Source organism: Thalassospira sp. (assembly GCF_002709775.1).
GTDB lineage: Bacteria > Pseudomonadota > Alphaproteobacteria > Rhodospirillales > Thalassospiraceae > Thalassospira.
Genome location: NZ_PAQR01000005.1, coordinates 1 through 22425, shown reverse-complemented (window position 1 = coordinate 22425; position 22425 = coordinate 1). Strand labels below are relative to the sequence as shown.

At 56.3% G+C, this 22425-nt stretch carries 20 protein-coding genes and 2 riboswitches; of the genes, 3 read left to right on the top strand and 17 right to left on the bottom strand.

The features are described from left to right. Window positions 1-3: 3 nt before the first annotated feature. The 7 genes from CMO10_RS02225 to ccoN form a co-directional block, all read right to left on the bottom strand. Window positions 4-2376 (bottom strand): heavy metal translocating P-type ATPase metal-binding domain-containing protein, encoded by a 2373-nt coding sequence (locus CMO10_RS02225; protein WP_472910346.1) that lies wholly within the window; start codon window positions 2374-2376, stop codon window positions 4-6. Window positions 2377-2423: 47 nt separating this feature from the next. Beyond that, window positions 2424-2942, bottom strand: a complete 519-nt coding sequence (locus CMO10_RS02220) for a FixH family protein (RefSeq protein ID WP_044827193.1) — start codon at window positions 2940-2942, stop codon at window positions 2424-2426. A gap of 32 nt (window positions 2943-2974) precedes the next feature. Further along, window positions 2975-4480, bottom strand: a complete 1506-nt coding sequence (gene ccoG / locus CMO10_RS02215; protein ID WP_297018678.1) for a cytochrome c oxidase accessory protein CcoG — start codon at window positions 4478-4480, stop codon at window positions 2975-2977. Between the two features lie 314 nt (window positions 4481-4794). Further along, on the bottom strand, window positions 4795-5667 hold the full coding sequence (gene ccoP, locus CMO10_RS02210; RefSeq protein WP_044827191.1) for a cytochrome-c oxidase, cbb3-type subunit III: 873 nt from the start codon (window positions 5665-5667) through the stop codon (window positions 4795-4797). A gap of 15 nt (window positions 5668-5682) precedes the next feature. Next, window positions 5683-5844 (bottom strand): cbb3-type cytochrome c oxidase subunit 3, encoded by a 162-nt coding sequence (locus CMO10_RS02205; RefSeq protein WP_082049488.1) that lies wholly within the window; start codon window positions 5842-5844, stop codon window positions 5683-5685. 15 nt (window positions 5845-5859) lie between these two features. Next, on the bottom strand, window positions 5860-6591 hold the full coding sequence (gene ccoO, locus CMO10_RS02200) for a cytochrome-c oxidase, cbb3-type subunit II (protein WP_044827190.1): 732 nt from the start codon (window positions 6589-6591) through the stop codon (window positions 5860-5862). A 14-nt stretch (window positions 6592-6605) separates the two neighbouring features. Beyond that, window positions 6606-8063, bottom strand: coding sequence for a cytochrome-c oxidase, cbb3-type subunit I (gene ccoN / locus CMO10_RS02195; protein WP_044827328.1), 1458 nt, complete (start codon window positions 8061-8063; stop codon window positions 6606-6608). A gap of 419 nt (window positions 8064-8482) precedes the next feature. Between ccoN and CMO10_RS02190 the strand changes: the two genes are divergently transcribed. The 3 genes from CMO10_RS02190 to CMO10_RS02180 all read left to right on the top strand — a co-directional run bounded on the left by CMO10_RS02190 (window position 8483) and on the right by CMO10_RS02180 (window position 11327). Further along, window positions 8483-8989: a hypothetical protein gene (locus tag CMO10_RS02190; RefSeq protein ID WP_297018677.1), complete on the top strand. Its 507-nt coding sequence runs from the start codon at window positions 8483-8485 to the stop codon at window positions 8987-8989. Window positions 8990-9098: 109 nt separating this feature from the next. Continuing rightward, window positions 9099-9944 carry a diaminopimelate epimerase gene (gene dapF / locus CMO10_RS02185; RefSeq protein WP_297018676.1) on the top strand — a complete coding sequence of 282 codons (846 nt, stop codon included), beginning with the start codon at window positions 9099-9101 and terminating at the stop codon, window positions 9942-9944. A gap of 186 nt (window positions 9945-10130) precedes the next feature. Continuing rightward, window positions 10131-11327 carry a phosphoglycerate kinase gene (locus CMO10_RS02180; RefSeq protein ID WP_297018675.1) on the top strand — a complete coding sequence of 399 codons (1197 nt, stop codon included), beginning with the start codon at window positions 10131-10133 and terminating at the stop codon, window positions 11325-11327. An 82-nt stretch (window positions 11328-11409) separates the two neighbouring features. On the opposite strand, the gene CMO10_RS02175 is transcribed toward CMO10_RS02180, so the two are convergent. The 10 genes from CMO10_RS02175 to gpmI all read right to left on the bottom strand — a co-directional run bounded on the left by CMO10_RS02175 (window position 11410) and on the right by gpmI (window position 21869). Then, entirely contained in the window at window positions 11410-12396 is a 987-nt protein-coding gene (locus CMO10_RS02175; RefSeq protein WP_297018674.1) for a squalene/phytoene synthase family protein, read from the bottom strand. A gap of 94 nt (window positions 12397-12490) precedes the next feature. Continuing rightward, window positions 12491-13069: a hypothetical protein gene (locus CMO10_RS02170; RefSeq protein WP_297018673.1), complete on the bottom strand. Its 579-nt coding sequence runs from the start codon at window positions 13067-13069 to the stop codon at window positions 12491-12493. Between the two features lie 317 nt (window positions 13070-13386). After that, window positions 13387-14232: an alpha/beta fold hydrolase gene (locus tag CMO10_RS02165; RefSeq protein ID WP_297018672.1), complete on the bottom strand. Its 846-nt coding sequence runs from the start codon at window positions 14230-14232 to the stop codon at window positions 13387-13389. Window positions 14233-14268: 36 nt separating this feature from the next. Further along, window positions 14269-15075 (bottom strand): methyltransferase domain-containing protein, encoded by an 807-nt coding sequence (locus CMO10_RS02160; RefSeq protein WP_297018671.1) that lies wholly within the window; start codon window positions 15073-15075, stop codon window positions 14269-14271. Between the two features lie 120 nt (window positions 15076-15195). After that, window positions 15196-15384, bottom strand: coding sequence for a hypothetical protein (locus tag CMO10_RS02155; RefSeq protein ID WP_044827183.1), 189 nt, complete (start codon window positions 15382-15384; stop codon window positions 15196-15198). A 78-nt stretch (window positions 15385-15462) separates the two neighbouring features. Beyond that, window positions 15463-16014, bottom strand: coding sequence for an RNA pyrophosphohydrolase (locus tag CMO10_RS02150; protein ID WP_297018670.1), 552 nt, complete (start codon window positions 16012-16014; stop codon window positions 15463-15465). 43 nt (window positions 16015-16057) lie between these two features. Next, window positions 16058-17581, bottom strand: a complete 1524-nt coding sequence (locus tag CMO10_RS02145) for a divergent polysaccharide deacetylase family protein (protein ID WP_297018669.1) — start codon at window positions 17579-17581, stop codon at window positions 16058-16060. Window positions 17582-17639: 58 nt separating this feature from the next. Beyond that, window positions 17640-18941: a S41 family peptidase gene (locus CMO10_RS02140; protein WP_052657436.1), complete on the bottom strand. Its 1302-nt coding sequence runs from the start codon at window positions 18939-18941 to the stop codon at window positions 17640-17642. After that, complete coding sequence (locus CMO10_RS02135; protein ID WP_297018668.1) at window positions 18938-20248, bottom strand: murein hydrolase activator EnvC family protein; 1311 nt, start codon at window positions 20246-20248, stop codon at window positions 18938-18940. Before CMO10_RS02135 ends, CMO10_RS02140 begins: the two co-directional genes overlap by 4 nt. A gap of 28 nt (window positions 20249-20276) precedes the next feature. Beyond that, window positions 20277-21869 (bottom strand): 2,3-bisphosphoglycerate-independent phosphoglycerate mutase, encoded by a 1593-nt coding sequence (gene gpmI / locus CMO10_RS02130; RefSeq protein WP_297018667.1) that lies wholly within the window; start codon window positions 21867-21869, stop codon window positions 20277-20279. Between the two features lie 273 nt (window positions 21870-22142). Next, window positions 22143-22248: riboswitch (glycine riboswitch) on the top strand. 3 nt (window positions 22249-22251) lie between these two features. Further along, window positions 22252-22374: riboswitch (glycine riboswitch) on the top strand. The last annotated feature ends 51 nt before the right edge of the window (window positions 22375-22425 follow it).

Genomic DNA, 22425 nt, shown 5'->3' with positions numbered 1-22425 from the left:
GCATCAAGTTCCTGCCTGCTGCGACAATTCGGTTGCCGGTTTGATGTCGACCCCTTCAGGCTTGCCCGATTTTACGTGTAAACGCAAGGCATTGGCGATCACGATGAGTGAAGAAGATGACATTGCAATTGCAGCGAAAAGTGGGGTGACAAACCCTGATACCGCCAGTGGAATGGTGATCACGTTATAGGCGAATGACAGGGCGAAATTCTGACGCACAAGTCGATCGGCCTTGCGTGCAACGTCGATCGCCTCGATCACGGCACCAAGCCGGTCGCCCTGAAAAACGATGTCGGCGGCATTTTGCGAAATCTCGGCGGCGGTGGCTGGCGACATTGAGGCGTGGGCGGCAGCAAGGGCCGGGGCATCATTGATGCCATCACCGACCATCAGGTCATGCTTGCCATCGTCTGAGCGGGTCTGGATATGGTTGGCCTTGTCGGTCGGAGACATGCGGGCCTGCCAGTTTGGAATACCCAGCGTTTGCGCAAGCTGGCGTACCGTGCTTTCGCGGTCACCCGAAAGCAGGGTCATGTCAAAGCCGCGCTTGCGAAGCGTCTCGACGACATCGGGTGCGTCGCTGCGCATGGTATCGCGGAAAACAAAGCGGGTCGGGGCAACGCCCGGCTCGGCCAGCCATAATTCCGGCCCGGTAATATCGGACGGGACATCGGCATTTTCGGCAATGTCACAAAACGTCCGGCTGCCAAGGCGGATCGGACCCGCCGGGCCCTGCATCATCAGGCCAAGACCGGCCTGCTCGCTGACATTGGCTTGGGGGGTGACGTTTCCGGCCGCACGCACCAGTGCCCGCGATAGCGGATGGTTGCTGTTCGCTGCCATGCCGGCGGCCAGCATCAGCTTGTCTTCGGGTGGCTGGCCAACCAGTTCGGGTTTGCCTGTCGTGAGTGTGCCGGTTTTATCAAATATGATGCCGGTGATCTTGGTCAGGCGTTCAAGGGCAGTTGCCGATTTAACCAGGATCCCGGCCCGCAAAAGACGCCCGGTGGCAATCACCTGCACGACCGGAACGGCAAGCGCCAGCGCACAGGGGCAGGTAATGATCAGAACCGCGATGGCATTCATCAGCGCATCCTGCCAGCCAATGCCGCCAATCAGCCACCAGCCGATAAAGGTTGCCAGCGACAGGGTGTGAACCACCGGCGCATAGGCCTTTGCCACACGATCGGCAATCGCGACATAGCGTGCACGGCCCTGTTCGGCATTTTCCATCAGGCGGACAATTTCCGACAGCAACGTATTGCCGCCGGTCGCCGTCACCTCGATGCGCAGCGGGGCGGAAATATTGGTGGTGCCGGCAAAAACGGTGGTGCCCGGACGGGTCAGGACAGGAATGCTTTCACCGGTGATGATGCTGGTATCGATATCGGACTGACCTTCGATGACCGTGCCATCAATGCCGATGCGTTCGCCGGCTGCGGCCAGAACGATCATGCCCGGTGTGGCCTTTTGCGGCGCGATCAGACGCCGAGTGCCATCAGGCTCAATCACCGTGATCGAGCGGGCATTCAGTGACAGAAGATGTTCGGCCGCCGAGCGGGCCTGACCACGTGCGCGCCCATCAAGATAACGCCCGATCAGAAGGAAGAAGAGAAGGGTTATCGCGCTGTCGAAATAGGCATGCGGTTCGCCGCGAATGGTTTGGGCCAAGCTCATGCCAAGGGCCAGAATGACGCCCAGACTGATCGGCACATCCATATTGACCCGGCGATTGCGAATGGCGCCAATTGCCGAGCGATAAAACGGCAATCCGGCATAAGCGGCGGCCGGAAGGGCGATCAGGGCCGAAATCCAGTGAAACAAATCACGGGTTGCCCCGCCCATGCCCTGAAAATACCCGGCCCAGACCGAAACAGACAGCAACATCACGTTACCAGCGGCAAAGCCCGCAACCGCCAGACAACGCAACAATTCCTTGTTGCGCGATGTGGTGGCCTGTTCAAGGGCGGCCGGATCAAACGGTATCAGGCGATAGCCCATCTGCATGACCGGGCGAATGATGTCTTCGATATCGGCGACTTCGCCCTGCCAGCTGAGGCGCAGACGACGGGTCGTCATATTGACACGCGCCTGTATTACCGCACTGTTTCGCTGCAACAGGGTTTCGATCAGCCAGACACAGGCCGCACAATGAATGCCATCGACCATCAGGTTGAGGTGATGGTGGCCTTCGTTATCAGTGCTGGCGAGTTCGGTGAAATCGAAATTGGCGACTTCTTCTTCGTCCGGGCGAAGGGCGCGGACTTTGGGGTCGATGGCACGTCGGTTGTAATAGGATGTCAGCCCCATCTCACCGAGAAGCTCATAGGCACCCGCACACCCGGCACAACAAAAGTCGGGGGCTGCGGGTGACATGGCTGTCACCGGCTCGCCGCAATGGCGACAGGACTGAAGGGGGGCGTTCATGGATTTACGACGACATACTCGACGGTCTGATAATCATCACCCATCGCATTGGCGACGGTGCGCAGCTGCCAACGCCCGTAAACCGGGAAGGAGGCACTTGCACGGTATTCACCCGGAGCGATTTCCGCCATCGGGATGGTGGCATCGAGGTCATCACGATCGGCACGCGACATCATGACAGACATCTTGGCACCCGTGATTGGTTTGGAGTCCTTGTCACGGAAAAGGATGGTGATGGTGCCATTCTGATTAATGACACCATCGACACTCAGCTTGCTGCGCCAGCCAAGTTCTTCCTGGCGGGCGGCACCGGAAATGGCCGCGTTATAGTTGTTGCCCTCTTCGAAGGCATGCTTGGTCACAAGGCCATTCCAGCTGGTCATTGAAAACGTGATCAGCGAGATATTGGCAATCAGCATGACGGCGAAGCCACCGACAAAATACCACGGAATCCAGCGGTCCGATTTACGCGGGCCATTCTGATTTGTGGAAGGTGATGTCATCTGCATTGCCATTTCTTGTCTCCTGTACTGAAACGCTTTTGCGATCAGCGGTCGTTTTCCGGACCGGCGAACACTGTATCATAAGTTTCGGTGTTGCCGGTTTCCTTATCGGTCACCGTGAATTCGAACGGTGTCGATTTACCATCAAGTGCCTTGGGGCTTGCTGCTACAAAGACGCGGAAGCTGCCGACCCGGTCAGGGGCCACATCCAGATCATAGGTGCCGTCCTGGTTCGGGGTCAGACCAATGATCTGAAGATCCGTCGCGTTGATCCCTTCAAGGGACAGGACATAGGTTTTTTCAGCCTGTTCCTTGTTCAGGACCTTAAGCGTGTAACCGTTGCGTACGTCACCGTTCGACAGGGCAACAAACAGCGGGTTGCGGTCACGCAGAACATTGAGTTCAAGGACCGAACGGTTGGCCAGGCCAAACATCATCACCGATGCAATGATCACCAGCAGCACCGAATAGAAGATGGTGCGCGGGCGAATGATGCGCACGCGGGTTGCCTTGCCCTGCGAACGAAGCTGGGAGTTCTGGACGGAGTCAAAGCGCACCAGATCCCGCGGGAAGCCGACCTTGTCCATCATCTCGTTACAGGCATCGATGCACAGACCACAACCAATGCATTCAAGCTGCAGGCCATCGCGAATATCAATGCCGGTCGGGCAGACGTTCACACAGGCATGGCAATCGATGCAGTGGCCGGTTTCCGGCACTTCGCCGCGCACAAGGTTCTTACGTTTGAGCGGACCACGTGTTTCACCACGCCAGCTTTCATAGGTGACAATCATGCTTTCATCATCAAGCATGGCAGACTGGAAGCGCGGCCACGGGCACATATAGGTGCAAACCTGTTCACGCGCCCAGCCGGCCAGAAGATAGGTCGAGCCGGTCAGGAACGCGATCGTGACATAGGTGCCGTACGATGCATTGGCGGTGAAGATATCGACCATCACCGTCGGTGCGTCGTGGAAATACAGAACAAAAGCACCGCCAGTCGCCAGCGAAATCGCAATCCATGCCAGATGCGTTGCACTGATTTTCCAGATTTTTTCAAAGGTCCATTTCGACTTGTCGAGGCGGACACGGGCGTTACGGTCACCCTGAATGTAGCGTTCGACCAGCATGAACAGGTCGGTCCAGACCGTCTGCGGGCAGGCATAGCCACACCAGATACGCCCGAACAGCGAGGTCGCCAGGAACAGCCCGACAGCCGCCATGATCAGGATGCCGGTGATGTAATAGACTTCCTGCGGCCAGATTTCGATAAAGAAGAAATAGGCGCGGCCAAGGTCCATGTCGATCAGAACAGCCTGATCCGGGGCGCTTGCCCCACGGTCCCAGCGCAGCCAGGGCACGACCCAATAGATGCCAAGAAGGGCGATCAGAGCAAACCATTTGAGGTTTCTGAACCGTCCGGATACGCGTTTCGGATAGACTTTGTCGCGCTTTTTATAAAGCGGGATTTCGTCTTCTTCCGCCTCGTGCGAAAGGTCCGGATTAGCCTGCGGGGGGACTTCGGAATGCTGCAAATTGGACATGGCCATTTTCGCTACCTGGTTGTTGCTCTGAACCTTGCGACTGCTCTCTGTGCGGGACGGACCCGCCAGTCGCTTTGAAGGTTAGGCTGTCAGGAGAAGTTGGGTTTCTGGCAGCTTTGCAGGGCAAACTCTAATTATTCAAATCTCAGGCAGAAAATACGAGAGGCCCGGCATAGACACCATGACACATGTCAATTTAATCGCGCATATTCGTATGAAATGTGTCGGACAAACCGCAAGATCAGGAGGCCCGTAAAAACGGGCTGAAAAAGAAAAAGGCCAGTGATCTGTGATCACTGGCCTTTTTCGGAAATGTTGGCTTACTGGCCGCCACCAAGTGAGTGGACATAAACCGTCAGCATTTTGATGGTTTCTTCGTCCAGACGGCCACCCCATGCCGGCATGACGCCGCGGCGGGAATTCATGACCGTTTCGGTGATGGTTTCTTTCGAACCACCATAGAGCCAGATGGCATCGGTCAGGTTCGGTGCACCGAGATCCTGAATGCCTTTGGCATCTTCACCGTGGCAGGATGCACAGTTTTCTTCAAAGACGACCGCACCACGATCCGCAGCAGCGGTGTCGGTTGCACGATCGGTGAAGGCAAGAACGTACTGAACCACATCTTCGATCTGGTCACGTTCAAGCAGTTCATCACGACCGAAAGCCGGCATGTCGTTGAAGCGGGTATCTTCGTTGGCATCCCAACGTACACCGACATGCAGTGTTTCGTTGATCGCCTCAAGCGTACCGCCCCAAAGCCACGCATCGTCCTGAAGCGACGGGAAGCCCGGGTTACCCGAACCACCGGTGCCATGGCACGGTGCGCAGTTGTCGGCGAAGACCGCCTTGCCGCCAGCCATGGAGAAGTTCAGAAGTTCACTGTCATTGGTGATTTCCGAGACATCCAGGGCTGCCAGACGTTCCATGTAAGGTGCACGTTCGGCCGCAACATTGGCCATGGTTTCGTGCAGCTGGGTACGGTTGGTGGTCGCAAACATACCCTTGAGATAATCATTGGCAGTCGGCCAGGACGGGTAAACCACCCAGTAACCAACGGACCAGATGACGGTGATCCAGAAGACATAGACCCACCAGGAAGGCAGCGGAGTGTTGAGTTCCTTGATGCCATCCCATTCGTGACCGGTGGTATCTGTTCCGGATACCTGATCTTTCTCGACTTTAGTCGACATTGCTCTGTTCTCCCCTCAATCCTGATCCCGGAAGGGGATCTGCGCATGTGCTTCCATGTCCTGGTTGCGCTTTTTGCTAGGCCACATGACCCAGGCAATAATCGCGCCGAACAGCAGCATCAGCCACAAACCCCACAGAGGGCGGAAAAAGTCAGCGAGTTGCGTAAAGAATTCCATGACGATCCCCTAGCGTTAGCGCAGGTTCATCTGCGGGTTGTAGGTGGTGAAGTCGACCATCCGACCAAGGACCTGCAGGTATGCGACAAGCGCATCCATTTCAGTCAGCTCTGCCGGGTTGCCGTCAAAATCACCTGTTGCCGCATTCGGGTAGCGCGCGAGGAAATCATCGTCATAGGCCGCATCCTCGCTGGCCTGCAGGTAAAGGTCTGCCTTGGCCGCCTCGATCATCTCGTCTGTGTAGGGAACACCTACCAGTTTGAGGGTCTCGAGATGTGCCTGAGCGTCATCGAAATTCAGTTTGCGTTCCGCCAGGAACGGATAGCCCGGCATAATCGATTCCGGCACAACAGCGCGCGGGTCAATCATATGGGCAACGTGCCATGCGTTGGAGTATTTGCCACCAACACGGGCCAGATCCGGACCGGTACGTTTTGAACCCCACTGGAACGGATGGTCATACATCGATTCTGCTGCAAGGCTGTAATGGCCATAACGTTCGACTTCGTCACGGAACGGACGAATCTGCTGGGAATGGCAGTTATAGCAACCTTCGCGGATATAGATGTTACGACCGGCCTGTTCGAGCGGCGAATAAGGACGGACACCTTCTACTTTCTCAATGGTCTGTTCCATCGTGAACAACGGTACGATTTCAACGATACCGCCGATGATGATGGTCATGAAGATACCAAGGATCAGAAAGAAGACGTTCTTCTCTACGATATGGTGTTTTTTAAGAAGCATCTCTGTTTCCCCCCTTATTCGGCTGCAACGGTTGCAGGTGTGCCGATCGGTGCTTCGTTACGGAGGTCACCCTTGATGGTCTTATAGACGTTCCAGACCATCAGCAGCGAACCCAGCAAGAACAGCAGGCCACCAGTTGCACGAATGATGTAGTAGGGATGCATTGCCTCGACAGTTTCGATGAAGGAATACTGCAGGAAGCCAAGCTCGTCATAGGCGCGCCACATCAGGCCCTGCATGATCCCCGAAACCCACATCGAGGTGATGTAAAGAACGATCCCGATGGTGCCGAGCCAGAAGTGATGAGCAACGAGGCGCATCGAGTACAGGCGTTCACGGTTCCAAAGGACCGGGATCAGGAAGTAGATCGCACCGAACGATACGAAGGCAACCCAGCCAAGCGCACCGGAATGCACGTGACCAATGGTCCAGTCGGTGTAGTGCGACAGGCCGTTGACCGCCTTGATCGACATGACCGGGCCTTCGAAGGTCGACATGCCGTAGAAACCGACAGCAGCCACCATGAAGCGCAGAACCGGGTCAGTGCGCAGTTTGTCCCAAGCGCCCGAAAGCGTCATCAGACCGTTGATCATCCCGCCCCATGACGGCATCCACAGCATGATCGAGAAGGTCATGCCAAGGGTCTGTGCCCAGTCAGGAAGTGCGGTGTAGTGCAGGTGGTGCGGACCAGCCCAGATATACAGGAAGATCAGCGCCCAGAAGTGGATGATCGACAGGCGATAGGAATAAACCGGACGTTCGGCACGTTTCGGAATGAAGTAGTACATCATGCCGAGGAAGCCAGCCGTCAGGAAGAAGCCCACAGCGTTGTGGCCGTACCACCACTGGGTCAGCGCATCCTGCACGCCAGAGAACATCGAATAGGATTTCGCGCCCATGAACGAGACCGGAATGGCCAGGTTGTTGCCCAGATGGAGCATCGCAATGGTTACGATAAAGGCCAGATAGAACCAGTTCGCAACGTAGATGTGCGGCTCTTTACGTTTGAGCAGGGTACCGACGAACATCGCCAGATAACCAACCCAGACAATGGTCAGCCAGATATCGACGAACCATTCCGGTTCGGCATATTCGCGACCCTGCGTGGTGCCGGTGACATAGCCGATCGCGGCCATGACGATGAACAGCTGGTAACCCCAGAACACGAACGCCGGAAGTGCCCGACCGCCATAAAGCGGTGCACGGCAGGTGCGCTGTACCACATAGAATGACGTTGCCAGCAGCGCGTTACCGCCGAAGGCAAAGATCACAGCCGAGGTGTGTAGCGGACGCAGACGTCCGAAGTTCAGAAACTCGGTATCAAAATTGAGAACCGGAAAGGCGAGCTGCCATGCAATGACATCACCCACCAAAAATCCGACTACTCCCCAAAATACGGTCGCAAGTGCGGCCCAGCGCACAACGTCCATATTATAATCGACAGCAACTGAAGGCGATGCTGCCTGTGCCATGCTCCCCTGGCTCATACTTGACTCCCGTTCAAGGTGGTCGGGTGAACTGCCCAAAACCCTCTTGGGCAGTTTCAATAGTCCTGATGAACCGACGACCTTTCTTGATCTTCGGTTCACCTGCACAAAAAGCCCCACCCAAAATGCGCCTTGGCTCAATGTCGCGGCGCGTTATTCCGGGCGAGGTTTCCTAATTCGTTCGATGAGTATGCGGACTGTTCGTCCGAAAGCCATTGACCTACGTCAATATTGGCTTGCTAACCCGTCAGAAATTCAATCGGAGGAAACGTGTTGGCCCTTCGGATGGGTACTTCTGTACTGGCTGTGTTTATGCGCGCCAAACCCTTAAAAGGTGTTGATGCACATCAAGGTGAGCGCGAATTATTTCCGGCATGATCTGATAAATTCTAGAGGGCAGGATCATGTCAGAAGCCTATAAGTCACTTCCACTTACAGCACAGACCGCGGATATGACCTATCCGTTGGTTCAGATGTTGAAAGTCGACATGTCATTTGATCGTTGGCGTGCATTCGTCGATCAGTATTGCATGCCGGTGGCAAAGGACTCTGTCGGGGCCAAAGCCGACGCCGATGACATCCTCTGGCAGCGCCAGCGGGGCATCATCGTGATTGCCAACGAGCGCGGCTATATCCACGGCCTGTTTTCCTATTATGTTCGCGATGACATGACCGATGGCCTTGTTTTGCATGTCGACAACGTCATGGCGGTTGAAATCGTGTCGGGCGACTATGTGCTGGATGCGATGCGTGATGCCATGTCCCGCCTTGCGCGTGTGCATGAATGCAGCAATGTCTATGTCTCGCTTGGTGAACCGGACGACCGCCTTAGGACCTATTTCGCGCGTTCGGGCTATGCGCCAAGCAAGGTGCGTTATTGCGCCCCGGCAGCCCCGCGCATGTCGGCCTAAGTTACCTTCGAGTTCCTTTCCGTTCTGATCTATCATCGTTGCATGAATCCCCTATCCATCGGGGATTCCACCTGTGGACGCGTTGCGCATTCAGGATTATAAGGCGGGTATGAACGGTATTCCTTTTGTCAAAATGCATGGTCTGGGAAATGATTTCGTTGTCTTTGACGGACGACGCGATCCCGCTGTGCTTGAACTTGATAACGCGACCGCGGCCCGCATTGCCGACCGCAAGACCGGTGTTGGCTGTGATCAGCTGATCGTCATCGAGCCGGCACGCGATGATCTGGCCGATGCCTTTATGCGCATCCGCAACAATGATGGCGGCGAGGTCGAGGCATGTGGCAATGCCACGCGCTGTGTCGCCAATGTGATTATGGGCGAACTGGGCCGCAAGGAAGTCATCATCGAAACCGTTGTTGGATTGCTTGATGCCAATGGTCTGGCCGATGGTCGGGTGACGGTTGATATGGGCCAGGTCAAGCTGGACTGGCGTGATATTCCGCTGTCCGAAGCGGTCGATACCAATCACATTCCGCTTTCGCTGGGTCCGCTTTCGGATGCGGTCGGGGTCAATGTTGGCAACCCGCACGGGGTGTTCTTTGTTGATGATGCCGAGGCGATTGATATCGAAAAGCTGGGGCCGGTGCTTGAACATCATGAAATGTTCCCGGAACGCGCCAATATCGAGGTTTGCAGCATCATTGACGAAAACACACTGCGCATGCGGGTTTGGGAACGTGGCGTCGGGGTAACCCGTGCGTGCGGCACCGGTGCCTGTGCGGCGGGTGTTGCGGCCGCGCGCCGTGGCCTGACCGGACGCAAGGTTGAAGTGATCCTTGATGGTGGTCCGCTGACCATTGAATGGCTGCCCGATGATCACGTCCTGATGACCGGTCCGGTGGCGACCAGTTTCTCGGGCTTTTTGCACGCGTCCCTGTTGGGGCATCACTGATCTGATTTCGAAAACCGTGCGCCGTTTGATGGCGTTTGCGGTTTTCCGGCCCGTATTTTTGCGGAGTCCATCCATCCTTGCGTCCCCGGCGCTGATCGGGCAAAACAGGGCGCATCAGGATTTGGTTCAATCCATGTCGGGACACCCAATCCCGTCTTTTGTGAAACTCAAAAGCAGGTTCAGATAATGGCTGACTTCAATACGCTTGACGGTGTCAATGTCGCTGGCAAGCGCGTTTTGCTGCGCGCTGATCTTAACGTTCCGATGAAGGATGGTGTTGTGGGTGATACGACTCGTATCGACCGCACCGTACCGGGCCTGATCGAACTGGCAGATGCCGGGGCGAAACTGGTGGTGATCACCCATTTCGGCCGCCCGAAAGGTGCCCGCGTTCCGGAAATGAGCCTGAAACCGGTTGCCGAAGCGCTTGCCAAGCAGCTGGGCCGTCCGGTGAAGTTTGCTGATGATTGCATTGGTGATGCGGCGGCAAGCGTTGTGAACAGCCTTGCAGATGGCGAAATCGCCCTTCTGGAAAACCTGCGCTATCACGCCGAAGAAGAAAAGAACGACCCGGCCTTCGTGGCCGAGCTCGCGAAACTTGGTGACGTTTATGTCAATGACGCGTTCTCTTGTGCGCACCGCGCGCATGCCTCGACCGAGGGTCTGGCACGTGCGCTTCCGGCCTATGCCGGCCGTCTGATGCAGGCAGAGCTCGAAGCGCTTGGCAATGCGCTTGAAGCGCCGAAACATCCGGTGATGGCGATTGTCGGCGGGGCCAAGATTTCCACCAAGCTTGATCTGCTGGGCAATCTGGTTGCCAAGGTTGATCAGCTGGTGATTGGCGGTGGCATGGCCAATACCTTCTTGGCGGCCAAGGGTGTGAATGTTGGCAAGTCGCTGTGTGAGCATGACCTGCTTGAAACCGCGCGCGAGATTTTCAAAAAGGCCGAAGCTGCCAATTGCGAAATTGTTCTGCCGGTTGATGGTCTGGTTGCCAAGGAATTCGCCGCCAACGCACCGCATGATGTTGCCGACATCAATGACGTTGCCGCAGACGGCATGATCCTGGATGCGGGGCCCAAAACCATTGTCGATCTGAACAAGCGTCTCGAGTCTTGTGAAACGCTGGTCTGGAACGGTCCGCTTGGTGCGTTTGAAATCACGCCATTTGATACCGCAACCGTTTCGGTCGCCCAGCATGCCGCAGAACTGACCAAGGCAGGCAAGCTTCTGTCGGTTGCCGGTGGCGGTGATACGGTCGCAGCCCTGCGCCATGCCGATTCTGATCAGGCATTTTCCTATGTCTCGACGGCTGGTGGGGCCTTCCTTGAATGGCTTGAAGGCAAAACCCTTCCGGGTGTGGCAGCACTTCGCGCGAGCTAAGCCTGTCGCATTTGATGCAAAACGACAAACCCCGCCAAACTGGCGGGGTTTTCTTTTGGTGGGTTCGGGAAGGCCCCGGACCCTAATCCTTTTTGACGTCGGGCAGGCTGTTTTGCGCGGTGCTTTGCATAATGGCATCGCGGTCCTTGAGGAACGCGGCATAGCCGTTTTCAGTCATCGCACCGGCCAGTTCGATATAGACGGTGAAGAGGCGCGATAGCGTATCGGCCTCGTCTGTATCAAGAACCGACAGCAATTCACTGGATCGGGCCTGACCGGTTTCAAAATGCTCCCAAGCGTGTTCGAGCAGGATTTTGCCAAGGTAGTCCAGATCATCATATTTGCCCTGACCGATCGCATTGCGGATTTCGCCAAGGGTGATGTCGGCGGCAATCAGCATTTCGGACGGGATGGTGACGAGGCGGTCCGGGCCTTTGATGTCTTCGGGCAGGTCGCGCAGGATATGAATGATATAGCAAAAGATCGCCATATCGCGCGCGTGATAAAGTGGCGGATTGGTCAGCGGCGAGGTATAGCCTATTTCCGGATCATGCCGTGCTGACAGCAGATAAACAAAGATCGATGCCGGTGCAGCCGTCGCCCCTTCGCAATAGGCGATGAAATCGTCCCATTCATCCATCGGTTCTTCGGCGATATCGCGATGAAGCGCATCGGCCAGTTCGATCCACGGATCAGCGGGAAGGTCACTGCGGCCAAGGGTAAGGCGGAGCGCGTCATAAACCGCACCGGTCAACGGGCCGCCTTCGGGCATCGGATTGTCCATATCGGCCTTGGCCGCCATGACCTGAGCTTGCCATTGATGAACGGTTTCAAGAACGGTTTCGCGTTCGGCGTCACGCTGGGCATCAGGCAGTTCAAGGAACCCGTCATCGACGATATCGTCAATCACGCGCATTGAGGCATAGGCAGCCAGAAAGAATCGTTGGCGTTCCGGGCTAAGACGCATGGCCGCGCGATAGAGATTGGCGTTTTTCGCCGCGGCCAGATCGTTACAGGCATCAAATGGTGCGCCAAGCACAGCATGTTCTGGTGGAAGCGAATGGCTCATGCGCGTCTGAATGTCCCCTTGGGTTTCCTTGGATCAGGTTAATCGGTCCTGACCTCAGAAGCCAGTCATACAGAACTGCCCGGCCCGCGCAAGATCAGAATTCGATCCGATACCGTGCGGTCAGGCCCAGCATGGCATCAATGCCATCAAGCAGACCGTCTTCTGAATTACGGGGTGTCAGATCGCGCGAAACCGACCCATGCAGGCCGATCCAGATATCTTCAAGCGGCATATAGGATAGCGACCCTGCAAGCCCGGCATCATGCGCATCACCCGTCCCGGAACCACCGAAGCCCGGGCGAATGCGGCGTTGGGCGCCAAACCGGTCGGTCTGGTAAATGCCGACATTGCCCGGCGTTGCGGCATCCAGATCCAGAAACGGACCGACCGTAAACCCAAGGTCAGGGGATGGCGAATAGCCAAGCCCGATCTGCGCATTCATGCCGCGATCCGTGCGCGGAACGCCGCCAAATTCAAGCCAGTATTGCGATGTGTTTTCGGGATCGGTTGGTGTGGGAGCAAGTGCAATGCCATAGCGTGACGAAGGGGTGAAGCTCTGATCAAAGCCGTGCGGCACCGTTGATGAAATACCACCGGGGCCAAAGGCCGAGCCGCCGGGAACCAGTTGTATCCCGGGTTTTGACGTCGGCGCATTTTCAATGGTTTGAGCCAATAGACTGGGGTTCTGAGCCAGACCTGCGAAAAGCAAGGTCGTCAGAAACGTCACGGTCCGGTGTCTTTTTAGCCAATCTAACCAATGCAGCTTTGTCATGTCGCCTGTTCCCACAGGTGATTGAACAACCACAAAATTCGAGGCAACAGCCAGACTGCGTCCCGTCCCGGACGCTTGAATGGTTTGATTTTGTCGGTCCCAACCAACAACCGTTAAACCCGTGCCGCGTTCTTGGCGCGCGGCAAATATCGCTGGGTTTATGACGGACGGGGATTTCAGGCGTGACTTGATCCTGCCTTTTTTCGGCCTTTGGCCGGTCAGGATATGCTCTTGCTCAGAAAGTCCCGAATTGCGTCGATTTGCGCTTTATCATTTAAGTGGGGAGCGTGCCCGCAGTTCGCCACTGCAAAAACCGGCATTTCCGGTTTTTTCTGTTTCATCTTCTCGACAATCGCCTTGGGAATAAGGTCGGATTGCTCGCCGCTGATCAGCATGACCGGGCAGGGCAGGGCTTCAAATTCGGCCCATGCATCAAACTTATCAATATGTTCGGCAAAGACCCGCATGACTTCCGGGTCGTAATGCATCATGAAATTGCCATTCGGCAGACGGCGGACCGATCGCGAGGCCAAAAACGCCCAGGTGGCGTCATCAGCCACCCCGAAGGATGCATAAACAAGCCGGACGAGCTGTTCGACTTCGTCAATTGTTTGAAATTCAGGTGCCGCCCCGACATAGGATTTGATGCGTGCGACCGCATCGGGATCAAGTTCCGGGCCGATATCATTTAGCACCAGCCTTTCGATGCGTCCGGCGACCTCGGTTGTCGCATAAAGGCCAATAAGCCCGCCCATCGATGTGCCGATCCAGTCGCAGGTGTCGATGTTGAAATGATCAAGCAGTTCAAACATCTGCGCGACATAGAAGGGCACGGTATATTCCGCATCCGGATCACTGGCCCAACCGGAAAAACCACGCCCGATCATGGATGGGCACAGCACATAATATTTGTCGGTGAAATGCGGCGCGACATGATCAAAGTCATCGGCCAGACGAGCAAGCCCGTGCATCATCAGAAGCGGTCGATTGGCCGGATCACCCCACGCCCTGACATGCACTTCATAGCCACAGCATTTGACGAAATGTTCGCGAAAATCGGCCATGGTGTGCTCCTTGTCAGGGATGTCTGGTTCTGGTCGTTACGTGGATTTTTTGCGTGCGATCATGAACAGGCGATTGAACGGAAACAGGGTACGTCCGTCATCGCGGGACGGATAGACCTGATTAAGGCGTTCCTTGTATTTCGCGGTGAATTTTTCGCGTGCCTCGTCATCGGGCAGGGCATCCATGACCGGACGCAGGATGGTCGAACTCGTCCAGTTATAGACGGCATCCGGACCGGTCAGGACATGGCAATATTGCGTCTGCCAAAGATCGACCTCGTCACAGACCGGGGCCAGAACATCGAAATAATCACCCGGGCGCATGATGCGGGCCGCATGCATGGCTGTGGCCACTTCCTTGCGCCAGTCCATGCCGGCTTCGCCGATCAGCTGATGACTGGGGGCGAGGAAGTTGTTGGGCACCTGAATGGCGATCATGCCGCCAGGGCGGACATGTTCAAGAAGGCGCGGGAAAAGCTTCGAATGATCGGGCACCCAATGAAGCGCCGCATTGGAAAACAGCAAATCCACCGGTTCATCGGGCTGCCAGTGGGCGATATCGGCCTTTTGCCAGGTGATGTTTTCAGAACGCTTGCGCGCGGTTTCGAGCATCTCGTCAGATGAATCAACACCCGTGATGCGCGGTCCTTCGCCATCACTTGCGCCATATGCGTCGACAAGCAGGGCGGTAACCGATCCCGGACCACAGCCAAGATCGACAATATGACGGGGCGAGAACCCGCTTGCCGGTTTGGGCAAACGTGAAATCAGATCAATGGCCGGTCGCAGGCGCTCATTGCCGAACAAACCGTAACGGGCAGGGTCCCAATGTGTATTGCTCATGGGGAAGTCTTATCGCGTTTCGGGAGTCGTTTGAAGCATTGAGAAGAGGCAGGCACAAAAACATGCGCCCCAGACCAGAGGTTGGGGCGCAGCAAATAGACGTTACTTCAGAAACAGCGATCAGTGATCGGCTGCTTCGAGCTGGTCATAGTGGCCCTTGATCAGATGGAACATGAACAGCACGGCACCAATGAACACGGTCAAGCCGACGAAATAGGAATAACCGTCGTGCGAACCTGACGCGTAAAACAGGCCGAAAAGACCGACCACAATGGTCAGAACACCAAAGATCAACCGATCCATACCCATGCTGGAACTCCTCTAAGCCGAATGTCTGTTTATTAAATCTAGCGAAAACTCAGCAGCGATCAAGCCGCAAACGTCGTCTTATGCCCGACCCATTTCACGAATTCTTTGCGGTACATCATGAAATTCGGCTGCGATTTGCAAATAAACCGGTCTTTTGAACGGCACGATCAGATCGGGCAAGGTGGCAAAGTCGTTCCAGCGCCAGCTGTCAAATTCCGGGTTTGGCACATCGATGTTGATGTGTTTGTCCTTGCCGGTAAAGCGCATGGCGATCCATTTCTGCTTCTGGCCACGATACTTACCCTTGAAAGCCTTCCCAACCAGATGTTCAGGCAAATCGTAGGTCAGCCAGTTTGGCGTTTCGGCAACGATTTCAGCCTTGTCTGTGCCGATTTCTTCCTTGAGTTCACGAAGGGCGGCCTCAATCGGGGTTTCACCATCATCAATCCCGCCCTGCGGTAATTGCCAGGCACCTTCAAACCCGAACCGGTTGCCCATCCAGACCAATCCATCGGCATTAAAAAGCGCAATGCCGACGCACGGACGATACGGAAGGTCGTCAGCCGTGACTTTATCCGGCGTGCCGTTTTCCGTCTGTTTGGGTTTATCGGACTTCTTTGCCTTTGCCATGATTGCTCCTGACTGACAGGTCGGCTGGGCCGGGTGCCTGTCCTTAGTTCTCGATTGTGTTGGCGGGTTCGGCTTCTTCTTCCTGGGCGGCTTGCTCAGCCATGGCTTCGCGTTCGCGTTGCTCGGCCTCCTGACGGGCGGCTTCGGCCTCGTCAGCCGATTGTGCCGCAACCTGCTGACTTGCGATCGCACTGACCGGGACCAGAACAACACCCTGACGGCGCAGGCGGAAGGCCCAGTTGCGCAGGCGCTGGATCGTGACCGGATAGGATTGTGCAATCCCGACCGCGACCCCGTTGCGTTTGGCGATCTCGACCAGTTCGCTCAGGCGGCTGTCTATCTGTCGACGGCTTGGAACATCATCAATGATGACATTGCCGATTGCATTTGGTGTACCGGCATTTGCCGCCAACTGTGCGCCGTAGCTGGCAACCCCGCTGCCCGATCCTTCGACATACATAAGCCCCGTGCGCGAGATGAATTCGATCACCGGGCGAATGGCGCTATCAAGACTGCCAAATTTCGATCCCTGACGGCTGACCATACCGGCATAACCGGGGAAGCGCGCCATCAGCCATTCCAGACGGACAAGGTTTTCCCCCTCCGACAGCGACGTCAGAAGGGCGCGCGGGCCCGGATCGGAAAGCGGGAAGTCGGCCGGCTCCATCGGCAGTTCAAGGAACACTTCATGGCCCATCGCGCGTGCATCGCGGGCAACGGTTTGCAGATCGCGGGCATAGGGCGAAATCGCCAGTGAGATGTTCAGCGGCAGATCATTGATGGCGGTTTCGGTGCGCTGATCATTCAGCCCCACACCGGTCAGCATCACCGCAACAACCGGGGTGTCCTGGGGCAGTTCAAACGGGCGCTTATAGGCATCAAATGGTGTTGTGCCATCATCGCCAATACGCGGAACGCGGCCAAAGCTGCCTTCTTCGTCAAGGCCGGGCAACGGGGCCGGACGCAGGGGATCGGGCTCGATCGGCTCGTCGAGCGACCCTTCTTCCTCGATCAGGGCTGCGAGTTCTTCGGGCGTAGGTGCGCTATCGCCGGTGCCGTCGGTCGCTCCCGGCGTGCCAATCAGATCGGACACGCCATCAAGGTTGCCTGCGATATCTTCGGCAGATTGACCTTCGCCATTTGCGCCGTTGGCTGCTTCCTGGGCTGCGCGATCGCGATCCTGCACGTCCTGAACGCCGCGCGCGATTTCTTCTTGCAGTTCGCGCTCGGTACCCGGAACCGTCATTGTGGTTTCAGGACTACCTTCATGGAACAGGCGCCAGCCGGTTTCAGGATCAAGTACGGGGATCATGGCAACGGCCGTCGCCCCGAAGGGCGAGAGGAACAGGGTGATGATCAGCAGTTTTGAAAGCCAGCTTCGGCGTGATTTCGGCCGCTTGGGCAGTTTCTTGAACTGGACTTCGATCGGCAGTTCGTTAAAGGGCAGGTCATCGAGATTGACGTCTTCGCCGTCTTCGGCGTCAGTCATCCCCTCGCCAAGGTCGTCGGCCAGATCATCGGCCATGTCCCCGTCGATGTCGCCGTCCTTCTTCTTTCGGAACGGCAAGGAATTTAGGATTTTCCTGAACACGAACAGCTAGTCTTTCACGATGCCAGGCCCAACCTTACCCGTTCGGACGCGGGCCAAACAGGGAAATACCCCGGATCATGTCAAGCGCACGCGACAGCTGATAATCATCAATTGCCAGCTGCTCGGCCTCGTCACGGCGGGAATTTGCGTCCTGTTCCGCATCGGTGATGCCTTCGTCCTCGTTACGAAGCGCGCCGTTAAGGGATGCTTCCGAACGACGGGTATCTGCCTCGATGCTCTCGACACGTGCCTGCGGAACGATGATGTCCGGCACAATGCCCACTTCCTGAATGGATTTGCCTGACGGCGTGTAATAGCGCGCCGTGGTCAGGCGAAGGGCGACGTTGCCCGGCATCGGCAGGATGGTCTGAACCGATCCCTTGCCAAAGCTGCGCGTGCCCATGATGACCGCACGGCGGTGATCCTGAAGGGCGCCAGCGACAATTTCCGATGCCGAGGCAGAGCCATCATTGATCAGCACAACCACCGGCAGGCCTTCGGCCAGATCACCGGTGCGTGCGTTATAGCGTTCGGTATTCTGGGTGTCGCGCGGGCGGGTCGAGACGATCTCGCCCTTATCAAGGAAGGCGTCGGAAACCGAGATCGCCTGATCTAGAAGGCCACCCGGGTTGTTACGCAGGTCAATCACCAGACCCTTGATTTCCGGGCCGATATCTTCGCGCATGTCGGCAATGGCGCGCTGCAGGCCGCTAAAGGTCTGTTCGTTGAATTTGGTGATGCGGATATAGCCGATATCGTCTTTCGGTTCGGCGCGTACCGACTGTATCTTGATCACAGCACGGGTCAGGGTGACGTCAAACGGCGTCTGTTCGCCCTTGCGGATGATGGTCAGGACAATGTCGGTATTGACCTTGCCACGCATCATCTCAACCGCATCATTAAGCGTCATGCCACGAATGGCGGTGCCGTCAATATGGGTAATGAAGTCGCCCGGCTGCAGGCCGGCCTTTTCGGCCGGGGTGTCATAGATCGGCGCGATGACTTTGACAAAGCCGTCTTCCATTGTGACTTCGATGCCAAGACCGCCAAATTCACCGCGGGTATCGACCTGCATTTCCTCGAAATTATCCATGTTCAGATAGGAGGAATGCGGATCAAGCGATGTCAGCATGCCGTTGATGGCCGCTTCGATCAGTTGTTTGTCATCGACTTCTTCGACATATTTTCCTTTGACCTGTTCGAACACGTCGCCGAACAGATTAAGCAGGCGATAGGTCTCCGCCGAGGAGGTTGAAGATTGCGCCAAAACTGGCGACGCAAGGCCGAAAGTCATGCCGGTCGCGAGTGCGAGTACTGCCAATCGAGAGGTTTTCATCCACTTACCTTGCCGTTTTTCGAGGCCAGCCATGGAAGCGGATTGATTGCTTCCCCGTCCTGGCGCATCTCCAGATATAGTTTTGGCGAAGTTTCACCCATAATACCAACAGGTTCGCCCGCCAACAGATATTGTCCTACCACACTGTCCAGCCGATCAAAACCGGCGATAAGGCTATGGTATCCTTCGCCGTGTTCGATAATCAAGAGTCGGCCGTATCCGCGGAAGGGCCCGGCAAAGACAACTTTGCCGTCAAAAGGTGAGACAACCTGCGCATTTGCGCGCGTGCTGATCTCAATTCCCTTGGATCGGTTTACGGTCAAACCATCCGGACCGCGTGATTTCTCACCAAAAAGTGTAACCACTTTACCGCTGGCAGGCATCCTGAGGTTGCCTTGCGCGAGCGTAATTGAACTGCCAACGGCGAATTCTTCTTCGCTGGTGTCGGCATCGCCACTGCTGCTGTTGCCCGTATCGGTCTTGCTTTCGGGCGGCGGTGGCGGTGTATTTCTGGCAATTGTTGTTGCGCCAAGCGTATCTGCATCGGGTTCGGTGCGCGCAGCCACGCGGACTTCCGGACGCATCCTTGGATTTGGCAGGCCTTCGGCGCGGTTTTGCAGATTGCGCAACAGCTCGCCCAGCGATTTGGCCTCGTCGGCGAGTGCGCTGACAGCCTTGGCGGCTTCTTCTGCTTCGGCCTCTGTCTGGGCGCGCAGGCGGCGCTTTTCATTAAGCAAGGAGGCAAGGGACGCGCGTTCCTGCTGTAGTTCCTCGGTGGCCGATGCCAAGTCGCTTCTGCGTTCGCGGATATCTTCACGCAGGGTGGCAATTTCGCCCAGTTCCTTGCGCAGATCACGCGCATGTTGTTCTACCCCGGGCAAGGCGGCCTTCAGCAAGACCGCAGAACGCAGGGTATCCTGCGGCGAGGTCGGCAGGGCAATCACAGCTTCGGGCGGGGTGGTGGAAAGTCGCTGCAGGGCCATCAGGATGCGGGCATATTGCCCAGCCTTGTCTTCTAGGCTGGTGGCAGCAATCTTTTCACGGGATTCAAGCGTTTCAAGCTGATCTTCCAGATCGGTCAGCGTGGTTTCAAGGCGCTGGGTCCGTCTGGCGACCGAAATTGCTTCGGACTGAAGGGCCTGTTCTTCGGTCCAGAGTTCGCGCGATTTACGCGACAGGAATTCTTCCTGTTTTTGCTGTTCGGAAAGCTGGCTTTCGAGTTGATCAAGCTTCTGATCAACCTTTTGCAGCGATTGGGCAAAAGAAGGCGCTGCCCCGTTCGCAAGCAGCACCGCAAAAGCGGTCATGGCAAACGGGGCGATCTTCGCAGCTGATTTAGCTCGCAAGAAGCGCGTCATTCTGTTTCAGGCCCTTAAGCAAGGGTTTTCCGGTCATCTCGGCCGGTTGCGGCACGCCCAGCAATTGCAGCAGGGTCGGTGCGACATCGGCCAGACGGCCATCTTCCAATGTTACCCCTTCCGGACCGTTAACAAGGATGGTCGGAACGAGATTAAGCGTGTGTGCCGTGTGCGGTTCGCCGGTTTCGGGATCGACCATCACTTCGCAGTTGCCGTGATCGGCAGTGACAAAGGCAACGCCACCGACCGATTTGATGGCGTCAATCACCTTGCCAAGGCAGGTGTCGACCGCCTCGGCCGCCTTCATGGCTGCTTCAAGGATGCCGCTATGGCCGACCATGTCCGGGTTGGCAAAGTTGAGGATAATGGTGTCGTATTTTTCCGACTTGATGGCCGCCACCAGCTTTTCGGTCACTTCCGGTGCGGACATTTCCGGCTGCAGGTCATAGGTCGCGACCTTTGGCGATGCGACCAGAATGCGGTCTTCGCCTTCAAATACCTGTTCTTCGCCGCCGTTAAAGAAGAACGACACATGCGGGTATTTTTCGGTTTCGGCGATGCGCAGCTGCTTCATGCCGGCCTTGGAAACCACTTCGCCAAAGATATTTGGCAGGGTCTGCGGCGGATAGATCGCATCCATGTATTTGGCATGTTCGGACGAATATTCGACCATACCGGCCTGAACCGCGAACTTCACCGGGGTGCCACGATCAAAGCCGTCAAATTCGGGCGCACACAGGGCTGCGAGAATTTCACGCGCACGGTCGGCGCGGAAATTGGTCATCAGAAGGCCGTCGCCATCCTTCATGCCGGCATAATCGCCAATCACGGTCGGCAGAACGAATTCGTCGGTGGTGTCCGATGCATAGGCATTGGCAATCGCGGCTTCGGCACTTTCTGCTGTGCGGCCATCGGCATAGTTGGTGCCCTGAACCATGGCGAAATAGGCTTGGCTCACACGTTCCCAACGGTTGTCACGATCCATCGCGTAATAGCGACCGGTGATGGTTGCGATTTCAACATTGGCATCACCAAGAAGGGCGCGGAATTTCTCAAGGAATTTGGCTGCACTTTTCGGCGGCGTATCGCGACCATCAAGATAGGCGTGGATTTTCACCGGGACCCCAGCACCCGCAACGATTTTGGCAAGGGCGGCCATATGGGCCTGATGGGAATGCACCCCGCCTTCGGACAGAAGACCGGCAATGTGGCAAACGCCCTTGGAATCGGAAAGTTTTGCGATGATTTTTTTGACGGTGTCGGTTTCGCCGATGGTGCCGGTTTTGACGGCTTCGTCAATTTTCGGCAGTTCCTGCATGACCACGCGACCAGCACCCAGGTTCATGTGACCGACTTCCGAGTTGCCCATCTGACCTTCGGGCAGGCCAACGTCCAGACCGCAGGCCTTGAGGAAGCCGGTCGGATTATTGGCGTAAAGGTCATCCCAGACAGGCGTGTTGGCAAGCGCAACAGCGTTGTTCTTGCTTTCTTCGCGATAACCCCAGCCGTCCAGAATGCACAGCACCACAGGGCGCGGGCGCTTTACGGAATTCGATACAGTCACGTTCATAAACCCCACAGATAAAGGAAAAGGCTGAATGTCCCGTAAATATGGTGACTTAGGGGATATTTCGCCATCAATCCTGCCATGCGAACAGGGTGGGCGAACCTTCGCGCATGACAGGTACATGAATTACACGGGCAATCTAGCACGATTACCGGTGCTTAACAGCATTCGGCACAGAAAATTTTGCAGATGCAAACCAGTTCTTTTGACAGTGTCTAAAGACACAGATAGTGTTCAATCTGACGGTGAACCTCAGAGGTGGCAGAAATGCCATTTCGCACCGTGACGGGAGAGTTCGGATATCACGCGACTTGCATGATGCCCGGCGCCGAAGGAGCAATGCCTCATAAACACTCTCAGGCAGATGGACCGTCACGGATAGAGGCTCTGGAGAGAGAAACCAATAAGCGTCAGGGAGAAGGCGCATAAAGGTTTCCACCGAAGGATGAACGCCATTTGGCCGATCTTGATCGGGCACTGGCGGATAATCTCAGGTCAAGGGACAGAGGGGGCAAAAACACCGGTTCGTAAACAGCGCGAAAACAAGCGCTTTATTGAG

Bases quoted from the DNA above. Each gene is read 5' to 3' on its own strand.
- CMO10_RS02225 (WP_472910346.1), bottom strand. From the start codon at position 2,376: ATGTCACCCGCAGCCCCCGACTTTTGTTGTGCCGGGTGTGCGGGTGCC.
- CMO10_RS02220 (WP_044827193.1), bottom strand. From the start codon at position 2,942: ATGGCAATGCAGATGACATCACCTTCCACAAATCAGAATGGCCCGCGT.
- ccoG (WP_297018678.1), bottom strand. From the start codon at position 4,480: ATGGCCATGTCCAATTTGCAGCATTCCGAAGTCCCCCCGCAGGCTAAT.
- ccoP (WP_044827191.1), bottom strand. From the start codon at position 5,667: ATGTCGACTAAAGTCGAGAAAGATCAGGTATCCGGAACAGATACCACC.
- CMO10_RS02205 (WP_082049488.1), bottom strand. From the start codon at position 5,844: ATGGAATTCTTTACGCAACTCGCTGACTTTTTCCGCCCTCTGTGGGGT.
- ccoO (WP_044827190.1), bottom strand. From the start codon at position 6,591: ATGCTTCTTAAAAAACACCATATCGTAGAGAAGAACGTCTTCTTTCTG.
- ccoN (WP_044827328.1), bottom strand. From the start codon at position 8,063: ATGGCACAGGCAGCATCGCCTTCAGTTGCTGTCGATTATAATATGGAC.
- CMO10_RS02190 (WP_297018677.1), top strand. From the start codon at position 8,483: ATGTCAGAAGCCTATAAGTCACTTCCACTTACAGCACAGACCGCGGAT.
- dapF (WP_297018676.1), top strand. From the start codon at position 9,099: ATGAACGGTATTCCTTTTGTCAAAATGCATGGTCTGGGAAATGATTTC.
- CMO10_RS02180 (WP_297018675.1), top strand. From the start codon at position 10,131: ATGGCTGACTTCAATACGCTTGACGGTGTCAATGTCGCTGGCAAGCGC.
- CMO10_RS02175 (WP_297018674.1), bottom strand. From the start codon at position 12,396: ATGAGCCATTCGCTTCCACCAGAACATGCTGTGCTTGGCGCACCATTT.
- CMO10_RS02165 (WP_297018672.1), bottom strand. From the start codon at position 14,232: ATGGCCGATTTTCGCGAACATTTCGTCAAATGCTGTGGCTATGAAGTG.
- CMO10_RS02160 (WP_297018671.1), bottom strand. From the start codon at position 15,075: ATGAGCAATACACATTGGGACCCTGCCCGTTACGGTTTGTTCGGCAAT.
- CMO10_RS02155 (WP_044827183.1), bottom strand. From the start codon at position 15,384: ATGGGTATGGATCGGTTGATCTTTGGTGTTCTGACCATTGTGGTCGGT.
- CMO10_RS02150 (WP_297018670.1), bottom strand. From the start codon at position 16,014: ATGGCAAAGGCAAAGAAGTCCGATAAACCCAAACAGACGGAAAACGGC.
- CMO10_RS02140 (WP_052657436.1), bottom strand. From the start codon at position 18,941: ATGAAAACCTCTCGATTGGCAGTACTCGCACTCGCGACCGGCATGACT.
- CMO10_RS02135 (WP_297018668.1), bottom strand. From the start codon at position 20,248: ATGACCGCTTTTGCGGTGCTGCTTGCGAACGGGGCAGCGCCTTCTTTT.
- gpmI (WP_297018667.1), bottom strand. From the start codon at position 21,869: ATGAACGTGACTGTATCGAATTCCGTAAAGCGCCCGCGCCCTGTGGTG.